Origin of the sequence: Mesorhizobium sp. M0317 (genome assembly GCF_040321555.1) — a bacterium.
GTDB lineage: Bacteria > Pseudomonadota > Alphaproteobacteria > Rhizobiales > Rhizobiaceae > Mesorhizobium.
Genome location: NZ_JAMYRV010000003.1, coordinates 1 through 19,630, shown reverse-complemented (window position 1 = coordinate 19,630; position 19,630 = coordinate 1). Strand labels below are relative to the sequence as shown.

Below are 19,630 nucleotides of genomic sequence, written 5' to 3'. Positions count from 1 at the left end.
AATAATACACAGGATTTCTTGGTAAACTGCTGGTTTAGATCAAGATTCAGCCTTTTCCCGCTACACGATCTGTTACCGCTGGCCTTAATGCGTGAACAACGCTGTCCGCATCAGCCATATTCCCGCCCCAACCCTTATGCAGCGCCGGATGTGGCATGGCAAGCTGGTCCCGGCCTTGCGTTGGCAAGCTGTGGAATTCGGCGTTCAGGAGGCAAGGCGGTCGAGGCGGCCGGTTTCCGGGTCGATGCCGTATTCCTTGAGCTTGCGGTAGAGCGTCGAGCGGCCGATGCCGAGACGCCGTGCGACCTCGCTCATCTGGCCGTTGTAATGGTCGATGGCGAGCTTGATCATTTCGAGTTCGACATCGGCCAGCGCACGCACATTGCCACGCTCGTCCAGCGCCCTCAATGTGCCGAAACGCTGAAGCAACCTGGCCGGAGGGGCGAGCTCGGCAGCTGCAGTACCGGCGTCATCAGTCTGCGCGCCATCGCCTTGCGATCCGGTGCTCAAGGCCATGCCGGGGCCCGACAAGGACGCATCGGCGTCGAGATTGACGGTGCCGTCGACCTGCGCCCGGATCTGCGGAAATTCGTCAGTCGTGAGCACATCGCCTTCGGCAAGCACCGAGGCCCTGAACACGGCGTTTTCCAGCTGCCTGATGTTTCCCGGCCAATCATAGGCCTGCAGCATGGCCAGTGCGGCATCCGAGATGCCGTGCAGGCGATTGCCCGCCGGCGCCACCTTGTCCATGAAATGCTTGACCAGATAGGGGATGTCGTCGCGGCGGTCGCGCAGCGGCGGCACGACGATCGGGTAAACGTTGAGCCGGTAGAACAGGTCCTCGCGAAACTTGCCGTCCTTGACCTGCTGCAGAAGGTTGCGGTGCGTGGCCGAGATCAGCCTGATGTCGACCCTGACGGTGGAACGGCCGCCGACCGGATCGACCTCGCCATCCTGCACGGCGCGCAACAGCTTGACCTGCACGTCGAGCGGCAGGTCGCCGATCTCATCCAGGAACAGGGTGCCCGAATGCGCCTCGACGAACTTGCCGGTGTGCTTTTCGGTGGCGCCGGTGAACGAACCTTTTTCGTGACCGAACAGGATCGATTCGACCAGATTGTCGGGGATGGCGCCGCAATTGACGGTGACGAACGGCTTTGTGCGGCGTTCGCCGCTGCCCTGGATGGCGCGCGCCACCAATTCCTTGCCGACGCCCGATTCGCCCTCGATCAGGATCGGGATGTTGGAGGCCGCAGCCTTCTGGCCGAGGCGGATCACCCGGTCCATCGCCGGGCTGTGCGTGATCATGTCCTTGAAGGTCAGGTGGCCGCCGCGACGCCGCGACGTGCGCTTGACCTCGTCCTCGACCGCCTCGACCTTGAGCGCGTTGCCGACCGCGGTCTGCAGCCGGTCGGGAGACGCCGGCTTGACGACAAAATCGAAAGCGCCGTGGCGCATCGCCGAAACCACCGTTTCGATGCCGCCCTGCGCAGTCTGCACGATGACGGGAACAGTGATGCCGCGCTCGCGCATCGCCTTCAGCACGCCGATGCCGTCGAGGCCCGGCATGACAAGGTCGAGGATGACTGCCGAAATATCCCTCGCATTGGGTCCGTCAAGCGCGCTCAGACCGGCCTCGCCGCCATCGGCAACGATGGCGCTGTGGCCAAATTTCGTCACCGCCGCCTCGAGCAGCCGGCGCTGCACGGGATCGTCATCGACTATAAGAATGGAACCTGTCATGACTGATTTGAGTTGCCCGCCTGGGAAATTCCCATGGATCATCTTGGCACAGGGTTCTAAACAAGGTTTCAAAAAACCCGGTGAACGAATTCCTTAGGATTTGACCGGCTTGTCCTTTCCCCTTGATTCCAGAAGGTAATTGTTGATGAGCAGGATTCTCGGTCGGCAGCTTGCGGCGGTAGCGTCCGGTCAGGGCGCGGCGGAACTCGGCGACCTGCCGGAATGGAATCTCGCCGATCTTTATTCCGGCATGGAGGCGCCCGAACTGAAGCGCGACCTTGCCAAGGCGGCGGCCGATGCCGTCGCCTTCGAGAACCGCTGGAAGGGCACGCTGGCTGCGGAGGCCGAGCGCGGCAGCGCCGGCAGGCTTGGCGAGGCGCTGACAGCCTATGAGGCGCTGGAGGAACTGATCGGCCGCATCGTCTCCTATGCCGGCCTGATCTATGCCGGCAACACCGCCGATCCGCAGCGCGCAAAGCTCTATGGCGACATCCAGGAGAAGATGACCGACGCCAGCGCGCATCTTTTGTTCTTCGCGCTGGAGCTGAACCTGATCGACGACAAGGCGCTAGAAGCAGCCCTCGCCGCCGACGCCGGCTTTGCCCATTACCGCCCCTGGGTGCTCGACCTCAGAATGGACAAGCCCTACCAGCTCGAGGACCGGGTCGAGCAGCTGTTCCATGAGAAATCGATCACCGGACGCGGTGCCTGGAACCGGCTGTTCGACGAGACGATGACCGATCTGCGCTTCGACATAGACGGCGAGGAACTGACGCTGGAGCCGGCGCTGAACCGCCTGCAGGACGCCGATGGGGAGGTCCGCCGCCGCGCCTCCGAAGCGCTGGCCGCAACCTTCCGCAAGAGCCTGCGCACCTTCACGCTGATCACCAACACGCTGGCCAAGGACAAGGAGATTTCCGACCGCTGGCGCGGCTTCGAGGACATCGCCGATTCACGCCATCTCGCCAACCGCGTCGAGCGCAGCGTGGTCGACGCGCTGGCGTCGGCCGTGCGCGAAGCCTATCCGCGCCTGTCGCATCGCTACTACGCGATGAAGGCGCGCTGGCTCGGCATGGAGGTGATGAACCACTGGGACCGCAACGCCCCCTTGCCCGAGACGCCGCAGGCCGTGATCCCTTGGGACGACGCCAGGAACACCGTGCTGTCGGCCTATCAGCGCTTTTCACCTGATATGGCCGAGATCGCCCGCGTCTTCTTCGACCGCAACTGGATCGACGCGCCGGTCAGGCCCGGCAAATCGCCCGGCGCCTTCGCCCATCCGACCGTGCCTTCGGCGCACCCTTACGTGCTGCTCAACTACATGGGCAAGCCGCGCGATGTGATGACGCTGGCGCATGAACTCGGCCACGGCGTGCATCAGGTGCTGGCCGGCGGCCAGGGCGCCCTGATGGCTTCGACGCCGCTGACTTTGGCCGAGACGGCCTCGGTATTCGGCGAGATGCTGACCTTCCGTTCGCTGCTCGACCAGACCACCGACAAGCGCGAGCGCAAGGCGATGCTCGCCCAGAAGGTCGAGGACATGATCAACACGGTCGTGCGCCAGATCGCCTTCTACGGGTTCGAGCGCAAGGTGCATGCAGAGCGCAAGAACGGCGAACTGACCTCCGACAAGCTCGGCCAGTTCTGGCTCGAGGTGCAGGCAGAAAGCCTGGGGCCGGCGATCAAGCTGCGCGAGGGCTATGAGGTCTTCTGGACCTACATCCCGCACTTCGTCCACTCCCCCTTCTACGTCTACGCCTATGCCTTTGGCGACTGCCTGGTGAACTCGCTCTACGCGGTCTACCAGAACGCCGAGCACGGCTTCCAGGATAAGTATTTCGAGATGCTGCGCGCTGGTGGCACCAAGCATCACTCCGAACTTCTCGCCCCCTTCGGCCTCGACGCCACCGACCCCGCCTTCTGGCAGATCGGGCTTGGCGTGATCGGCGGCCTGATCGACGAGTTGGAAGCGCTCGACAGTTAATGCGCGCACCCATTGGACCGATGGCGCAGAGTGGCAGGTTCAGCAGCGGCCTCGACTTTGCAGAATCGCAGAACAGTTTAGCCGGAATGCATGTGACGGCAGCTCTGTTCTTGTTCTAAATATCTGTTCTTGAATAACTCTCCGGCGAAAATTCCGTTAGCTTTCCCGAAGCCGTATGATAGCTTTCCGACTGAAGCTCAGCCGGGCGCGCGGCTTAAGGCCGGACAGTATCCCGGCCCATGGCAGCGGTCTGACGAATGCGACAGCGACGGTTGGCAATGGGCGGAAAGCCGAACGCCGACACTCGACGACAGACCGGCTGTTCCCTGAGCCGCCGAACCACATTGGATGATCCGATCTGCCAAGGTCATGACTTGGGACGGCGGCGGACGGATCCGACTGGAGAGAGACGATGACCTTCTTTTACATTGTCCTGGCGTTCCTTGTAGGTGTGTTGGTTGGCTGGTTTATCTGGGGCCGGCTGCGCGGCGAACTCGACAGCCTGCGCGGCGATCTCGACCGCACCCGCAGCGAGCGTGACAGACTGCGCGCCGACGCCGATCGCCTGACTGGCGAACTCGACGCCTGCGGCAAGACCCGCGCCGATCTCGAACGCCGGCTGCGTGAAACATCAGCTCCATCCGCCAAGCCTTCAAGTTCGGCGCCGGCCGCGCTGGTATCGACAGCGGCAACGGCCAAGTCCGCCCCGGCCGCGAAACCGACCCCCGCCAAACCCGCCGCGGCCAAACCAGCTGCGGCCAAATCCGCGGCCGCAAAACCAGCGGCCAGCAAACCTGCCGCCGCCAAGGCCGCTCCCAACGCCGCGGCTTCAAAGCCCGCCGCCGTCCCGAAGAAGGCCGCCCCGGCAGCTGGAAAGGCCGACAATCTGCGTCGCCTGATCGGTATCGGCCCGGTCAACGACAAACTGCTCAAGGGCCTTGGCGTCACGACCTACGCGCAGATCGCCGGCTGGACCGCGGCCGACGTCAAGCGCATCGAGGACACGCTGAATTTCGACGGCCGCATCGCTCGCGAAAAGTGGGTCGAGCAGGCCAAGCTGCTTGCCGCCGGCGACGAAAAGGAGTTCGCACGCCAATTCCCGAGCGCCGGGACCGCCAACAACAGCTGATCTGTCATCGGCAACATAACCAGAAGGCGGCGCTCTCGGGCGCCGTCTTGCATTCGCCACTGTCTTTGCCCCGCGACGCCGCTCCCTCGATTGCACGCCGCCCGGCCCCCATATAGAGCGGTTCTGGCGTCATCGACCGCAGTACCCGAGCCCCATGCCCCTGCCCTCTGCCATTTTCCGCAACGATGAAAGCGGCCGTCAGTTGGTCTTCGACCACCCGGCCCACATCATCATTGCCTATGATGCCAAGGATTTTCTGCCGGCGCTGGCGGCTGCGCAGGCGGCGAGCGATGCCGGCAAATGGCTGGCCGGCTATTTCTCCTACGAAGCGGGCTATCTGCTCGAACCGAAACTCGTGCCGCTGCTGCCTGAAGGCCGGCGCGCGCCATTGGTTTGTCTGGGTGTCTTCGATGCCCCGGCCGAAGAGGCCGTGCCGCGCAACGATGCGCCGGCCACCAATGGCCCCATCTTCGACGCCAGGGCCAGTTGGTCCGCTCAGGACTACGCCCAACGCTTCGCGCGCCTTCACGACCACATCCGCAAGGGGGATTGCTACCAAGGCAACCTGACCTTTCCGGTCCGTGCCCAATGGTCGGGCGATCCGCTTGCTGCCTTCGACGCACTGACAGGACGCCAGCCGGTCAAGTATGGCGCGCTGATTTCGCTCGGCGATCCCATCGTCTTGTCGCGTTCGCCCGAGCTGTTCTTCGCGATCGATGCCGAAGGCATGATCGAAACCCATCCGATGAAGGGTACCGCACCGCGCGGCGCGACCAAGGCCGAGGACGCGCGGTTGAAGTCCTTCTTGCGCAACGACGAAAAGAACCAGGCCGAGAACCGGATGATCGTCGATCTCCTGCGCAACGACATCTCCCTGATCAGCGAGATCGGCACGCTGGAAGTGCCGGAACTGTTCCGCATCGAGAGCTACCCGACCGTCCATCAGATGGTGAGCCGTGTGCGGGCGAAGCTTCTGCCTTGTCTCGGCATCCGCCAAATCTTTGGCGCGCTGTTTCCCTGTGGCTCGATTACCGGCGCACCGAAAATCCGCGCCATGGAAATCCTGCACGAGCTGGAAGAGACACCGCGCGACGTCTATTGCGGCGCCATCGGCTGGATCGCGCCTGGCGGCATGATGCGCTTTTCGGTGGCGATCCGCACCATATCGCTCTTTTCCAGTGGCGAGGCCGTTTACAATGTCGGCGGCGGCGTCGTCTTCGATTCGACGGCGCAAGAGGAGTATCAGGAGTGTCTGCTGAAGGCGCGCTTCGCGACGGGGACACCGCCGATTTCGAGCTGATCGAGACGATGCGCTGGGAGCCCGGCCAGGGCTTTCTGCGCTTCGAACGCCATCTCGCGCGCCTTTACGGCTCGGCGGAAGAACTCGGCTTTGCCTGCGATCCGCAGCGGATCGGCGAGGTGCTGGCGAATACTATCGGGGCGCAGCAGACGGCGCTGCGCACCCGGCTCGTCCTGCAGCGCAATGGCGAAGTGACCGCCTCGGTCCAGGCCTATGAGCCGTTCGCCGCCGACAAGGTCTGGCGGCTGCAGCTGGCACGGGTGCGGCTCTCCTCGGCCGACACGCTGCTGCGCCACAAGACCGGCCGGCGGCAAGTCTACACTCACGCCCGCTCCGAATATCTGATCACCCAGGCCGACGAAGTGTTGCTCGCAAATGAGCGCAGTGAAATCTGCGAAGGCACCATCACCAACGTCTTCGCCGATTTCGGTGATGGCATGCTGATGACACCCAGGCTCGACTGCGGCCTGCTGCCTGGCGTATTGCGCGCCGAGCTGCTGGACGAAGGCCGCGCCCAGGAGGCGATCTACAGCTATGACGAGTTGAAATCCGCCAAAACACTGTTCGTCGGCAATTCTCTGCGCGGCTTGATCCCGGCAACATTGGCCTGATACGAAGCGGCTGCGAGAATAACAGCGGGCATTGGACACTTTCTAGCGAAGCATGAATTCTCCTCAGCCCACGCACACGCCCTATGATGGCTCCTCAAAGCTCTTCACCATCGGGCTGAAGCCGCTCGAGCTCGACAAATGGATCGAGGTCGACCGGTATCTCTTCGACCATCTCGCCGAAAAGCGCCGGCTGTATGCCGAAATTCCCGACAAGGTGTTTGTCGAGGAAGACGGCACGCGCGACGCCCAGCGCGAAGTGCGCGGCCTCATCGAAGCACATCTGCTGTCGACATTTCCCGGGATGTACCGGCGCACCAATGCCGGGGTTGAGGTCATTGGCGCCAAAGCCGACTCTGACGCCACCATCCCCGATGCCCCGCTGGTCGCAGCGTCGCTGCTCGTCCAGGAAGACCTGATCCTGATGCGCCGTGACGACACCGGCTGGCGGCTCGCCGCCGGCTCGCTGTGTTTCCCGTCATCCTGGTCGCTGGTCGAGAAATTCGGCCGGCCGCTGCAGCAGATCCATGCACCGGTGCCGGGCTTCGGTCCGGGCACCAGGCCGGCCGAGCTCATCAACCGCATGTTCGACGGCCTGCAGGGCCAGGCCGTCGAACGCTTCAACTGGTCGATCCAGGCCGGCGACGCGCTCTATCATCCGCTCTCCAATGTCGAGCGCATCGACCGTGCCACCAACCGCCCCTCGCGATTTCCCGACGGCGACGTCAACGCCCACGCCTTCATCCGCGTCGAGCGCCAGACGCTGCGCAAACTGCCTCTGTCGCGCGACATCCTGTTCACCATCCGCATTCATCTCGACCCGCTGAAAGTGCTGGCGCGGCATCCCGACCGGGCAACGCTTGCCGCCTCTTTCGCGGCGCAATTGCAGGCGCTGGATGAGGCTCAACTCGACTATAAGGGGATGACATCAGACCGTGACCGGCTGGTGCAACGCCTGCAAACCATGGCTCAGGAGTGACGATGATCCGACATGTTCTGAAGCTAGCCGTCCTGCTCGGTGCATTGCTGGCGTTGCCGGCAACAGCGCATGCGGAACCGGTGACCTATGCGGGGAAGCTCGGCAACATCGACATCGTCGTCGAGTTTACCGGTGATCCGGCGACGGCTGGAGAGGCACTGGCGGGCCGCTATTTCTACCGCTCCAAGGGCGTCGATATTCCTCTGCAGGCGAAGTCGAGCAAGGGCGCCACCTTTCAATTGGCCGAGGAAGAAGCCTGCGATGCCAAGAAGTGCGGCGACGGCCAGGCTCCAGCCATCGGCGCCGTCTGGCGGTTGAGTTCCGCCGACAAGGGCAAGACGCTGGAAGGCACCTGGACGGCCAAAAAGACCCTGCCGCTGAAGCTGACAAGGTTCGCCAGCCGTGCCCAGACGGAGACGCCGGCGACGACGCCACGCGATCTCTATGATTTCACCGATATGACATTCTCGGGTGACGATGCGCCGATCACCATGGCGGCATCGCCCTACGACTATCTCAAGCTGGATTTCGCGCCCAAGGCAGACGCCAAGGAAGGTTGGCCGGATGCAGCCTACAACTATGTCACCGATCCACGCACCAAATTCGCCAGGCCGCGCATCGTCGATCTCGCCGGCGGTGCGCCGATCGAAGCCGCCAATGCCTTGCTGCAGAACCGCCATTGGCATGACAGCCTCAGCGCCTTGACGTGCGCGGCGCTGCAATACGCCGGCTTCCACGATGGACCACCGATGGAGGGCATGGATGACGATTCGCTTGGCGGCTACGAAGACACGACGTCCAAAGTGACGTCATTGACGCCGAAGCTGATGAGCTGGTCGGAATCCGGCAGCCTCTATTGCGGCGGTGCGCATCCGAACAACTATTCCGACGCCTATGTCATGGACGTGCGCCGTGGCGCCTTGCTTACCCTTCAGGACATGTTTTCCGATACGGGCGACGGCAAGCCAGGCCCCTCGCTGGCCGCCTTCGTCAGGGAAAACCGCAAGAAGCCAAGCGACCAGACCGAGGTGGATTACGAGGCCGAATGCGGCATCGACGATTTGATCAGCGACTATCTCGGCGCCAGCCTGAAGCGCGATGGCGACAGGCAGGTTCTGGTCTTCGGCCTGCAAGGTTTGCCCAACGTCATCCAGGCTTGCGGCGGCGATCTCGTTGAAATGCCAGTCTCCGAAGCACAAGCGCTGTTCACACCGGAATTCGCGAAACTGCTCGAACCGTAGGCGTATCTGGGCGGCCGGGAACTAACCTTATCCCTGCTTTTCGCTTTATTGTGACAATGATCTATGGTTTGTCGCGCGGCGGTCGAACGGCCGTTTTGGCGCGTTGCTTGAAGGAGTGCTCGATAAAATGGCGAATGAAAACTGGCCCGTTTACGGTGAAATCACCGGCCCTGTCGTGATGATCGGCTTTGGTTCGATCGGACGGGGAACGCTGCCTCTGATCGAGCGCCATTTCAAATTCGACAAGTCGCGCATGACGGTCATCGACCCGCTCGACACCGACCGCAAGCTGCTCGACGAGCGCGGCATCGCCTTCGTCCAGGAGCACGTGACCGAGAAAAACTACAAGAAACTGCTGACGCCGCTTTTGACCAATGGTGGCGGCCAGGGCTTTTGCATCAATCTGTCGGTCGATACCGGCTCGGTCGACCTGATGCGGCTCTGCCGCAAGCTCGGCGTGCTCTACATCGACACCGTCGTCGAGCCGTGGCTCGGCTTCTATTTCGACGCCAAGGCCGACAATGCCAGCCGCACCAACTACGCGCTGCGCGAAGCCTTGATCAAGGAGAAGCACGACAAGCCCGGCGGCGCTACCGCGGTTTCGACCTGTGGCGCCAATCCGGGCATGGTCTCGTGGTTCGTCAAGCAGGCGCTGCTGAACCTTGCCGGCGACCTCGGCCTCGAGTTTTCCGAACCCGCGCAGGACGACCGTGACGGCTGGGCGAAGCTGATGAAGAAGGCCGGCGTCAAGGGCATCCACATCGCCGAGCGCGACACCCAGCGCACCAAGAAGCCGAAGCCGATGAACGTGTTCTGGAACACCTGGTCGGTCGAAGGTTTCATCTCGGAAGGGCTGCAGCCGGCCGAGCTCGGCTGGGGCACGCATGAGAGATGGATGCCGAAGAACGGCAAGGAGCACAAGCATGGCTCCAAGGCTGCGATCTATCTCGAACAACCCGGCGCCAACACCCGCGTGCGCTCCTGGTGCCCGACGCCGGGCGCGCAATACGGTTTCCTGGTGACGCACAATGAGGCGATCTCGATCGCCGACTTCTTCACCGTGCGGTCGAAGAAGGGCAAGGTGCAATACCGCCCGACCTGCCACTATGCCTATCACCCCTGCAACGACGCCGTGTTGTCACTCCACGAAATGTTCGGCGCTGCCGGCAAGCCGCAGCCGGTCCACCATGTGCTTGACGAAAACGAACTGGTCGACGGCGTCGACGAGCTTGGCGTGCTGCTCTACGGCCATGCCAAGAACGCCTACTGGTACGGTTCGCAGCTGTCGCTGGCCGAAGCCCGCAAGCTGGCGCCCTACCAGAACGCTACCGGCATGCAGGTCACCTCGGCCGTGCTCGCCGGCATGGTCTGGGCGCTGGAAAACACGGAAGCCGGCATCGTCGAGGCCGACGAGATGGACTACAAACGCTGCCTGGAAGTGCAGTCCCAGTATCTCGGACCGGTCAAGGGCTACTACACCGACTGGACGCCGCTCGATAACCGTCCGGGCCTGTTTCCCGAGGACCTCGACAAAAGCGACCCGTGGCAATTCCGCAACATCCTCGTTCGATAGCGGTTCCATACCCCTGCCTCACTGCCTTGCAATCGCCCGGAAATCGGGCGATTGAAGGGATGCGGACGAGAGCAGTGTGCATCCATTTGGACGCACGAGGGACGGCTCTGGAAACTTGAGGCCACGCACATCGTGTTCCCCAAAAACGTCGTTTGACGATTGGGCCGATGCGTCAGGAGAGGATTTGATATGACGATTGCGCGCAAAATTCTTTCTGCGGGCGCGGCAGGCGCTCTTGCGACGATGCTTGCCGCCTGCACCACCGGCGGTTCCGACGGGCCACCGATCTCATCGCAGGCGCGAGGCGTCGAAGGCTCATGGCTGAACGCCGAAGGCAAGGCGGTCTCGACATTGAACGGCGGCGTCTTCACCACCGTTTCGGCGGAGACCGGTGAGAAATTCGCTGACGGCAGCTACACCAAGACCGGCGCCACCTCGGTCGAGATCAACGGAACCTCGCTGATCCGGCAGCAGCCAATCGCTTTCAACTGCCTGCTGGTGTCCATAAACCAGCTGAATTGCACCAGCTCCGCCGGGCAGAACTTCGTGCTGACCAGGCGCGGCTGAACCTTTCCCATGCGGCTTTGCGGATGGCGGCGGCGCGATGCCGCCGCCTTTTTTATGCCGGCAAACCGATGCCGGTTATCCGCCCTGATTCCTCTTGCATCGCCACAACCGCGATGTGAACATACCCGAAATGCTGGCTGTTATCCTGCAGTCGGGCAAGAGCGTTAAACGCCTTTGATCATATCCGGGAGACGAAGATGAAGAAGCTCGCCGCCATTGCCGCCCTCTCTGCCTCGACACTCGGCCTGTCGGCCGCACCATCCTTTGCCGACTACACGTTGAACATCCTGCATTTCAACGATTGGCACAGCCGCATCGAAGGCAACAACAAATACGAGTCGACCTGCTCGGCCGAGGAAGAGACCAAGGGTGAGTGCATCGGCGGCGCCGGCCGGCTGGTCACCGCGATCGCACAGGAGCGCAAGAAGCTCGAAGGCCAGAACGTGCTGCTGCTCAATGCCGGCGACAGCTTTCAGGGATCGCTGTTCTACATCACCTACAAGGGCACGGCGGAGGAGGAATTCCTCAATCAGATCAAGCCCGACGCGGTGACGCTCGGCAACCACGAATTCGACGATGGCGAGAGCGCGCTGGTGCCTTATCTCGACAAGGCGAAGTTCCCGATCGTCAGCGCCAATGTCGTGCCCAACGACAAGTCCGGCGCCGCAGGCAAGATCAAGCCGTCGATTGTGCTTGAGATCGGCGGCCAGAAGATCGGCATTGTCGGCGCCGTGACCAACGACACGCCGGAACTCGCCTCTCCCGGCCCCAACATTACCATCGAGGACGACGTCAAGTCGATCACCGCCGAGGTCGAGAAGCTGAAGGCGCAAGGCGTCAACAAGATCATTGCCGTCACCCATATCGGCTACAGGCGCGAGCGCGATGTCATCGCCAAGATCCCGGGCATCGATGTGGTGGTCGGCGGCCACAGCCATTCGCTTCTGTCCAACACCGACCCGAAGGCGGAAGGCCCCTATCCGACGATGGTCGACAACCCCGACGGCTCCAAGGTGCCTGTCGTGCAGGCCGCGTCCTATTCGAAATATCTCGGCGAATTCAAGGTCGTGTTCGAAGACAATGGCAACGTCAAGGAAGCCAGCGGCGACCCGATCTTCCTCGACAAGTCGATCATTCCCGATCCGGCCGTTCTTGCCCGCATCAAGGAACTCGGTGCGCCGATCGAGGCGCTGAAGAACAAGGAAGTGGCCGAGACCACCGAGGCCATCGACGGCAGCCGCGAAAGCTGCCGCACCAAGGAATGCCCGATGGGCAACCTCGTCTCCGACGCCATCCTCGACCGGGTCAAGGGACAGGGCGTCGAGATCGTCGTCTCCAATGGCGGCGGCTTGCGTGCTTCGATCGACAAAGGCACCGTCACCATGGGCGAGGTGCTGACCGTGCTGCCGTTCCAGAACACGCTGGCGACCTTCCAGATTTCCGGCAAGGATCTGGTTGCCGGGCTGGAAAACGGCGTCAGCCAGGTCGAGGACGGCGGCGGCCGCTTCCCGCAAGTGGCAGGTCTGAAATACTCATTCGACAAGTCGGTCGCGCCCAATGCCGGCCGAGTCAAGTCGGTCGAGGTGATGGAAGGCGGCGCCTGGGCGCCGATCAACCCGGACAAGGACTATCTGGTCGCCACCAACAACTATGTCCGCCAGGGCGGCGACGGCTACAAGGTCTTCGCCGAGAAGGCCAAGAACGCCTATGATTACGGCCCCGGCCTCGAACAGGTGGTTGCCGACTATCTCGCCGCGCACCGGCCCTACACGCCCAAGCTCGACGGCCGCATCACCGAGGTTGCCGCAACCGTAGCGGCTGCCCCGGCCGCCGAGCCGGCAAAACCAGCCGAACCGGCACCTGCTCCAGCGGAACCGGCAAAATCGGCCGAGGCTGCACCGGCGGAGCCGGCGATGCCCGCATTGCCGGCAGGCTCCGGCGACATCACCACCACGCCGCCGACTGTCCCGGCGGAAACCGCCCCGGCAACGCCGGCTCCGGCCGAACCGGCAAAACCGGCCGAAGCCGCACCTGCTCCGGCAAAGCCGGCTGACGGCGCCCCGGCCGAAGCCAGCCATGTCATCGTCGCCGGCGATACCTATTGGGATCTCGCCAAGAAGGCCTACGGCGACGGCGCCAAGTGGAAGGTGATCTCCGAGGCCAACAAAGGCTACGAGCCACGCCGGCTTCCGGTCGGCGCGAGCTTGACCATTCCGGCGAAGTAACCTCGCTTCGCGCTTGCGACCAGCAAAATCCGTCCGGGAAACCGGGCGGTTTTTGGCTTTCAGGGTAAGGTGCGGCCAGACGCAGCATTGAAAACTCGCGCCGCATCGCTAGGTTCGCCCGACATCGTCGGTTTCGCGGTGTCGGGAGACCTTCATGACGCTTTCCACGCCTGTCGACCCCAAAGCCGCGAAAGCGCTCGACCTGCTGCCGGCGGGACATCCGCCGGTAAAGGCAGGCAAGATCGGCGTCATGCTGGTCAATCTCGGCACGCCCGACGGTACCGATTTCAAGCCGATGTGGCGCTATCTCCGCGAATTCCTGTCCGATCCGCGCGTCATCGAACTCAACAAGGCGATCTGGTATCCGATCCTCTACGGCTTGGTGCTGACCACCAGACCGAAGAAGTCCGGCGCCAATTACGCCAGGATATGGAACCGCGAGAGGAACGAGTCGCCGCTGCGCACCTACACCCGCGCGCAGAGCGAAAAGCTGGCCGCAGCGCTCATCGACCTACCCGATGTCGTGGTCGACTGGGCGATGCGCTACGGCAACCCCTCGACCGCGAGCGTCGCTCAAAGGCTGGTCGAACAAGGCTGCGACCGCATCCTGTCGTTCCCACTCTACCCGCAATACTCCGCGACCACCACCGCGACCGCCAACGACCAGCTGTTTCGCGCCTTGATGAAGATGCGCCGCGCGCCTGCCGTGCGCAGTGTTCCGCCCTACTATGACGAGCCGGTCTACATCGAGGCGCTCGCCCATTCGATCGAACGGCATCTGGCAACGCTAGACTTCGAGCCCGAGGTGGTCATCACCTCCTATCACGGCATCCCGAAGCCCTATTTCGAGAAGGGCGATCCCTATCACTGCCACTGCCAGAAGACGACACGGCTGTTGCGTGAACGACTGGGGTGGGATGAAAAGAAGCTGATCATCACCTTCCAGTCGCGCTTCGGCGCCCAGGAATGGCTGCAGCCCTACACCGACAAGACGGTCGAGAAACTGGCGAAGGACGGCGTGAAATCGATCGCCATCGTCAACCCAGGCTTTTCCGTCGACTGCATCGAGACGCTGGACGAAATCGGCCGCGAGGCGGCCGAGACCTTCCATCACGCCGGCGGCGAGAAATTCGCCCACATCCCGTGCCTCAACGACAGTGCAGAAGGCATGGCGGTGATCGAGGCGATGGTGCGGCGCGAGCTGTCGGGCTGGGTCTGAGGCCGCCACGTTGCGGCGATCGATCGCCGCAGTTGCGCTATTCCATGCACTAATAATCAACGATCACCTGATTGTAACATTATTGAAACACACCTAAGTGTTTGGTGAAGTCGGTTGCATGGAATCAACGCCATGGCCGGCATCTGAGGGAGATTCAAATGGACTTCAGTGGTTTCGGTATTGCGATTGGTGCGCTTGCCTTTCTGGTATTGGTGCTTCTTATCAAAGGCATCCGGACAATCCCGCAAGGCTATAATTATACGGTGGAGCGCTTTGGTCGTTACACCAAAACACTAAGCCCCGGCCTCAACCTCATCGTGCCGTTCGTCGACCGAATCGGCGCCAAGATGAACATGATGGAGCAGGTGCTCGACGTTCCGAGCCAGGAAATCATCACGCGCGACAACGCCATTGTGGGCGTCGACGGCATCGCCTTCTACCAGATCCTCAATGCGGCCCAGGCCGCCTACCAGGTCGCCGGCCTGGAGAACGCCATCCTCAATTTGACGATGACCAACATCCGTACCGTCATGGGCTCGATGGACCTCGACGAATTGCTGTCGAACCGCGACGCCATCAACGAGCGCCTGCTGCGCGTCGTCGACGAAGCGGCGCATCCGTGGGGCATCAAGATCACCCGCGTCGAGATCAAGGATATCAATCCGCCGGCCAACCTCATCGAATCGATGGGTCGTCAGATGACCGCCGAACGCAATAAGCGTGCGCAGATCCTCGCCGCCGAAGGCCTCAAGCAGTCGCAGATCCTCGAGGCCGAAGGCCGCAAGGAAGCCGCCTTCCGCGACGCCGAGGCGCGCGAACGCTCGGCCGAGGCCGAAGCGCGAGCCACCCAGGTTGTATCGGAAGCCATCTCCAAGGGCGACGTGCAGGCACTCAATTACTTCGTGGCGCTCAAATACACCGAAGCGATGGGCAAGATCGGCACCGCTAACAACAGCAAGGTCGTGCTGATGCCGATGGAAGCCTCGGCGCTGATCGGCACCCTCGGCGGCATAAGCGAGATCGCCAGGGAGGTGTTCCGCAGCGAAGGCACCGCCGGCGCCGCCAGGCAGGCCGCCCGCCCTCCGGTGGTTCGCCCAAGCGAAAACTGAGATCGGGCGAGAACTGAGATCATAAGAGCATGATCCCGAAAAGTGGGAGCCGGTTTTCGGAAAAGATCATGCTCTCAAACAAGAACTAGGAGCGCACTCCCATGTTCGACCGCATCATTTCCGAACTTGGTCCGTGGAACTGGATGGTTCTGGGCTTCGTCCTCCTGGTGATGGAGGTCATCGCGCCAGGAATATTCATGCTGTGGATCGGCATCGCCGCATTGGTGATCGGTGTGATTTCCCTGCTCGTCTGGGACGCAAGCTTCTGGGCCTGGGAAGTCCAGGTCCTCGCCTTCCTGGCCCTGTCGCTGGTCTCGGCCTTTGCCGGAAAGAAGCTGGTTGGTGGGCGTAATACCCCTAGCGACCAGCCGCTGCTCAACCGGCGCGGCGCGCAGTTGGTCGGCAGGATGGCAACGCTGGCCGAGCCGATCAAGGACGGTCGCGGCCGCATCAAACTCGGCGATACACTGTGGCGCGTCTCCGGTCCCGACCTGCCGGCCGGCACGCAGGTGCGCGTCGTCAGTTCGGCCGACACGGATCTGGAACTGACCGTCGAGGCTGTTTGACATTTCGAAAGCGCATGGCGCTTTCGATCCGGAAAATCAGGCCGCGTCGTCTAGGGCTTCCCGAACGCGACGCGTCCTTTGATTTTTTCAGGCGGCGCCGATGCGCAGCAGGTCGTGCAGATGAACCAGTCCCACGAGCCGCCTGCCTTCGACCACCATCAGGCTCGTAATGGCCGAATTGTTGATAATCTGCAGCGCCGTCGCCACCAGCGTGTCCGGTGTGGCCGTCTTCGGCTTTTTCGTCATCACCTGATCGACGCTCATTTCCATGAGATTGCTGCCGATGTGACGCCTGATGTCGCCATCGGTGATGATGCCCACCAACGCGCCATCCGCCGTCGCGATCGCCACGCAGCCGAAGCCCTTGTTCGACAATTCGAGGATCGCCTCGCGCATGCCCGTGCCGGAAGCCACCAGCGGCAGCCTTTCGCCGACATGCATGATCTCGTGGATCTGCGTGAGATTGGCGCCGAGCTGGCCGCCGGGGTGGAACGTGCGGAAATGGTCGGGCGTGAAGCCGCGCGCTTCGAGCAGCGCTATGGCCAGCGCATCGCCGACCACCAGTTGCAGCAGGGTCGATGTCGTCGGCGCCAGACCGTGCGGGCAGGCTTCCGGCGCGGACGGCAGGAGCACCACCACGGCGGCCGCGCGCGCCAGCGCCGAGGCCGCGCCCGCGGTAATCGCAATCAGCGGGATCGAGAAGCGCCTGGAATAGGCGACGATGCCCATCAACTCTTTGCTCTCGCCGGACCATGACATGGCAATGATGGCATCGTCTCTGGCGATCATGCCAAGGTCGCCATGATTGGCCTCCGCCGGATGGACGAAGAAGGCAGGCGTGCCGGTCGAAGCCAGACTAGCCGCGATCTTAGTGCCGATATGGCCGCTTTTGCCGACGCCGGTGACTATGACGCGGCCATTGATGCGCGACACCATGTCGACGGCGCGGGCGAAAGGTTCGGCCAGTTCGTTCTCCAGCGCGGCGGCCAATGCCGCCACGCCGGCCTGTTCCGTGGCTACCGTTCTCAGCGCCGAGGCGACCGAAGCCTCCAAAGGCTTCTTTTCTGGGGATCCCGCATGCATGGCTGATGCGATTAGCGCTTTGCCGTTCGCCTGTCCAACAGAATTGCCGTCCAGCCATGTCGTGCAGGCACACCTTCAACCCTCCGTTAACCATCCCCGTTTACGGTTCGGTAAGTATGGCGCGCTTGCGCCGCGCAAGCAGTGGTGACGATGTCGCGGGCCCAGCCTCAAGAGAAAAAAGGTCGAACGGGCAGAGCCTTTTGCGCTCTGCTTCTGGCGACGAGCGTGCTCGCTTTGCTGCGGCCAACTGCGCTTCATGCCCAGCAGACCGAGCTGCGCGGTGAAGTTTCGGAATCGGCGATCCTGTCCGACCAGCAGCGCCGGGCCAGGCAATTGAGCAAGGCCAACACGCAGGTCAAGCCCGCCCCTGCCGACACCGCCCCCACGGGAAACACGCCAACCGCTTATGTGCCGGCCAGCGATGGCGCCTTGCCTGACGACACCGACCCGTCACAGGCCGGCGCAAACAGCATTTTCGACCCGCCGGCGACCATCGACGATTCGTTCGCCGACAAGCCGCCAACTGTCCAGCCACGCCGTCCGTCGACGGCAAAGCAACGCGCCGCCGCGGATGCAGACAAGGCCAAGGACAAAACCAAGGCCGCCGACAAGAAGAAGCCTGGCAAAGCCACGGACCAGACCACCACCGCCGCGACTCCGGACGGCACTGCGGCAGGCGACGCCGATCAGGACACAGCCAACCGCCGTGTCCTCACCGTCGACGGCGTCGACCGACACCCTGGAGCCGAACGCACCGACGCCATCGAGGGCCAGAAGAAGAAGCTCGAGGACGACCCGTACGCGGCGCCCGGCATCAAGGTCGGCTCGTTCCTGCTGCGGCCGACGCTCGAGCAGGGCGTTGCCGTCACGTCGAACGCCGATTCCAGCGCTGGCGGCAAGTCGGCGGTGCTGTCCGAAACGGCGCTGCGTTTCTCCGCCGCCTCCGATTGGCGCGAGAATTCGGCGGTCATCGACGGCTACGGCAATTTCCGCAACACCATTTCGGGCCAGAAGATCAATGAGGCACGCGGCCGTATCCAAGGCACGTACAATGTCGACCTCGACAACGAACTGCGCGCCATCGCCAAGCTCGGCTACGAGATTGCGCCGGAATCGGCCTCCGCGCCCGACGCCATTGCCGGCGTCAAATCGCAGCCGATCCGCCAGACGGTCGACGGCAGCCTCGGCGTCGAGAAGGACGTCGGCAAGATGCGCTTTGCGCTGACCGGCGCAGTCTCCCACGACATCTATGGCGATGCCGAACTTACCGATGGCACCTCGCTGTCGCAGAAGGACCAGGACAACACGCTCTATACCGCAACGTTGCGGACCGGCTATGAAATTTCCCCGGCTCTGACGCCCTTTGCCGAGATTGAGCTCGGCCGCCGGGTATATGACCAACGGATCGACAACAAGGGCTTCGAGCGCTCTTCGACCCGGCTTGGCGCACGCGCCGGTATCGAAGTCGACATGGGCGAGAAGCTCAAGGGTGAGTTCTCGGCCGGCTGGCTTCGGGAAGCGATCGACGACGAGAACCTGGAGGCGATTTCGGGAGCCACCATCAATGCCGACCTCAAATGGTCGCCCGAGCGCGGCACCATCATCGGCCTCACCGGGCGAACCACGGTCGAAGGCACAACGAATGCCGGTGAGAGCGGCGACATCCTCTATTCCGGCCGCCTCACCGGCGAGCGGCAGATCCGCGCCGACCTGACCGGCAACGCAGCCCTTGGGCTCGACTGGCGCAATTACACCGGCTCCGACAGCCATGACATGACGCTGAGTGCAGAGGCCGGGCTGACTTGGTGGCTGAACCGCTATGTCGGCCTCACCAGCCGCGCCCGCACCGAAAAGCTGACCAGCAATCTGCCCGGGCGCAACTACACCGCCAACAGCATCTATTTGGGGCTGAAGCTGCAGCGGTAGCTAAAAAGCAGCGCCGCGACGCTCGGATGGCTTCATCTCATCAAGCAGCGTGCGGATGACGCCGGCCATGTTCTCGTTCATGTCGCTGCGCCACAGCGCGAAGGCGACATTGGCCTCGACGAAGCCTTCCGGCGAGCCGCAATCGAAGGTGCGGCCCTGAAAGTGGTAGCCAAAGAAGGGCTGCTGCTTTTCCAGCTTCAGCATCGCGTCGGTGAGCTGGATCTCGTTGCCGGCGCCCTGTTCCTGGCTTTCGAGGATCTTGAAAATCTCGGGCTGCAGGAAGTAGCGGCCGTTGATGTAGAGAGTGGACGGCGCGGTGCCGGGCTGGGGTCTCTCCACCACTTCGGGGATGCGGAAGCCGTGATGGGTGTCCGCGCC

Annotated in this window: 15 protein-coding genes and 1 pseudogene; 13 read left to right on the top strand and 3 right to left on the bottom strand. The window is 62.8% G+C overall.

The genetic code is table 11. From position 1 onward, the window contains the following. Positions 1-204: 204 nt before the first annotated feature. Positions 205-1,743, bottom strand: coding sequence for a sigma-54-dependent transcriptional regulator (locus tag NKI88_RS04260; RefSeq protein WP_352653868.1), 1,539 nt, complete (start codon positions 1,741-1,743; stop codon positions 205-207). A gap of 145 nt (positions 1,744-1,888) precedes the next feature. Between NKI88_RS04260 and NKI88_RS04255 the strand changes: the two genes are divergently transcribed. From NKI88_RS04255 to NKI88_RS04200, 12 genes are all read left to right on the top strand, one after another. Next, a complete protein-coding gene (locus NKI88_RS04255) occupies positions 1,889-3,727 on the top strand; it encodes a M3 family oligoendopeptidase (protein WP_352653866.1) in 1,839 nt (612 codons plus the stop codon). Positions 3,728-4,139: 412 nt separating this feature from the next. Beyond that, entirely contained in the window at positions 4,140-4,856 is a 717-nt protein-coding gene (locus NKI88_RS04250) for a helix-hairpin-helix domain-containing protein (RefSeq protein ID WP_023733477.1), read from the top strand. Positions 4,857-5,010: 154 nt separating this feature from the next. Continuing rightward, entirely contained in the window at positions 5,011-6,156 is a 1,146-nt protein-coding gene (locus NKI88_RS04245) for an aminodeoxychorismate synthase component I (protein WP_023733478.1), read from the top strand. Next, positions 6,105-6,767 (top strand): aminotransferase class IV family protein, encoded by a 663-nt coding sequence (locus tag NKI88_RS04240; protein ID WP_031245950.1) that lies wholly within the window; start codon positions 6,105-6,107, stop codon positions 6,765-6,767. Before NKI88_RS04245 ends, NKI88_RS04240 begins: the two co-directional genes overlap by 52 nt. Positions 6,768-6,819: 52 nt before the next feature. Then, the gene (locus NKI88_RS04235; RefSeq protein WP_023740963.1) at positions 6,820-7,743 is read left to right on the top strand and encodes a heme-dependent oxidative N-demethylase family protein; all 924 of its coding nucleotides are present in this window, start codon (positions 6,820-6,822) and stop codon (positions 7,741-7,743) included. 2 nt (positions 7,744-7,745) lie between these two features. Beyond that, positions 7,746-8,984 carry a hypothetical protein gene (locus NKI88_RS04230; protein WP_352653863.1) on the top strand — a complete coding sequence of 413 codons (1,239 nt, stop codon included), beginning with the start codon at positions 7,746-7,748 and terminating at the stop codon, positions 8,982-8,984. A 127-nt stretch (positions 8,985-9,111) separates the two neighbouring features. Next, positions 9,112-10,557, top strand: coding sequence for a homospermidine synthase (locus NKI88_RS04225; protein ID WP_352653861.1), 1,446 nt, complete (start codon positions 9,112-9,114; stop codon positions 10,555-10,557). A 189-nt stretch (positions 10,558-10,746) separates the two neighbouring features. Then, positions 10,747-11,124, top strand: coding sequence for an Omp10 family outer membrane lipoprotein (locus tag NKI88_RS04220; protein WP_023683250.1), 378 nt, complete (start codon positions 10,747-10,749; stop codon positions 11,122-11,124). Positions 11,125-11,321: 197 nt separating this feature from the next. Further along, complete coding sequence (locus tag NKI88_RS04215) at positions 11,322-13,349, top strand: 5'-nucleotidase C-terminal domain-containing protein (protein ID WP_352653859.1); 2,028 nt, start codon at positions 11,322-11,324, stop codon at positions 13,347-13,349. Between the two features lie 154 nt (positions 13,350-13,503). Next, positions 13,504-14,568: a ferrochelatase gene (gene hemH, locus NKI88_RS04210; protein WP_352513985.1), complete on the top strand. Its 1,065-nt coding sequence runs from the start codon at positions 13,504-13,506 to the stop codon at positions 14,566-14,568. Between the two features lie 158 nt (positions 14,569-14,726). Then, a complete protein-coding gene (locus tag NKI88_RS04205; protein ID WP_023671952.1) occupies positions 14,727-15,677 on the top strand; it encodes an SPFH domain-containing protein in 951 nt (316 codons plus the stop codon). A 101-nt stretch (positions 15,678-15,778) separates the two neighbouring features. Next, positions 15,779-16,243 (top strand): NfeD family protein, encoded by a 465-nt coding sequence (locus NKI88_RS04200; RefSeq protein WP_023671953.1) that lies wholly within the window; start codon positions 15,779-15,781, stop codon positions 16,241-16,243. An 87-nt stretch (positions 16,244-16,330) separates the two neighbouring features. Here the strand turns inward: NKI88_RS04200 and NKI88_RS04195 are convergent, their stop codons facing one another. Then, positions 16,331-17,326, bottom strand: coding sequence for a KpsF/GutQ family sugar-phosphate isomerase (locus NKI88_RS04195; RefSeq protein ID WP_352653856.1), 996 nt, complete (start codon positions 17,324-17,326; stop codon positions 16,331-16,333). A gap of 150 nt (positions 17,327-17,476) precedes the next feature. On the opposite strand from NKI88_RS04195, the gene NKI88_RS04190 reads away from it, so the two are divergent. After that, a complete protein-coding gene (locus NKI88_RS04190; RefSeq protein ID WP_352653854.1) occupies positions 17,477-19,252 on the top strand; it encodes an outer membrane beta-barrel protein in 1,776 nt (591 codons plus the stop codon). Here the strand turns inward: NKI88_RS04190 and NKI88_RS04185 are convergent. Further along, a pseudogene (locus tag NKI88_RS04185) lies at positions 19,253-19,630 on the bottom strand (UTP--glucose-1-phosphate uridylyltransferase); the annotation flags it as partial.

Excerpts from the sequence above, each read along its gene's own strand:
- NKI88_RS04190 (WP_352653854.1), top strand. The coding sequence starts at position 17,477 with ATGTCGCGGGCCCAGCCTCAAGAGAAAAAAGGTCGAACGGGCAGAGCC.
- NKI88_RS04200 (WP_023671953.1), top strand. The coding sequence starts at position 15,779 with ATGTTCGACCGCATCATTTCCGAACTTGGTCCGTGGAACTGGATGGTT.
- NKI88_RS04220 (WP_023683250.1), top strand. The coding sequence starts at position 10,747 with ATGACGATTGCGCGCAAAATTCTTTCTGCGGGCGCGGCAGGCGCTCTT.
- NKI88_RS04205 (WP_023671952.1), top strand. The coding sequence starts at position 14,727 with ATGGACTTCAGTGGTTTCGGTATTGCGATTGGTGCGCTTGCCTTTCTG.
- NKI88_RS04235 (WP_023740963.1), top strand. The coding sequence starts at position 6,820 with ATGAATTCTCCTCAGCCCACGCACACGCCCTATGATGGCTCCTCAAAG.
- NKI88_RS04260 (WP_352653868.1), bottom strand. The coding sequence starts at position 1,743 with ATGACAGGTTCCATTCTTATAGTCGATGACGATCCCGTGCAGCGCCGG.
- NKI88_RS04245 (WP_023733478.1), top strand. The coding sequence starts at position 5,011 with ATGCCCCTGCCCTCTGCCATTTTCCGCAACGATGAAAGCGGCCGTCAG.
- NKI88_RS04195 (WP_352653856.1), bottom strand. The coding sequence starts at position 17,326 with ATGCATGCGGGATCCCCAGAAAAGAAGCCTTTGGAGGCTTCGGTCGCC.
- hemH (WP_352513985.1), top strand. The coding sequence starts at position 13,504 with ATGACGCTTTCCACGCCTGTCGACCCCAAAGCCGCGAAAGCGCTCGAC.
- NKI88_RS04250 (WP_023733477.1), top strand. The coding sequence starts at position 4,140 with ATGACCTTCTTTTACATTGTCCTGGCGTTCCTTGTAGGTGTGTTGGTT.
- NKI88_RS04255 (WP_352653866.1), top strand. The coding sequence starts at position 1,889 with ATGAGCAGGATTCTCGGTCGGCAGCTTGCGGCGGTAGCGTCCGGTCAG.
- NKI88_RS04215 (WP_352653859.1), top strand. The coding sequence starts at position 11,322 with ATGAAGAAGCTCGCCGCCATTGCCGCCCTCTCTGCCTCGACACTCGGC.
- NKI88_RS04230 (WP_352653863.1), top strand. The coding sequence starts at position 7,746 with ATGATCCGACATGTTCTGAAGCTAGCCGTCCTGCTCGGTGCATTGCTG.
- NKI88_RS04225 (WP_352653861.1), top strand. The coding sequence starts at position 9,112 with ATGGCGAATGAAAACTGGCCCGTTTACGGTGAAATCACCGGCCCTGTC.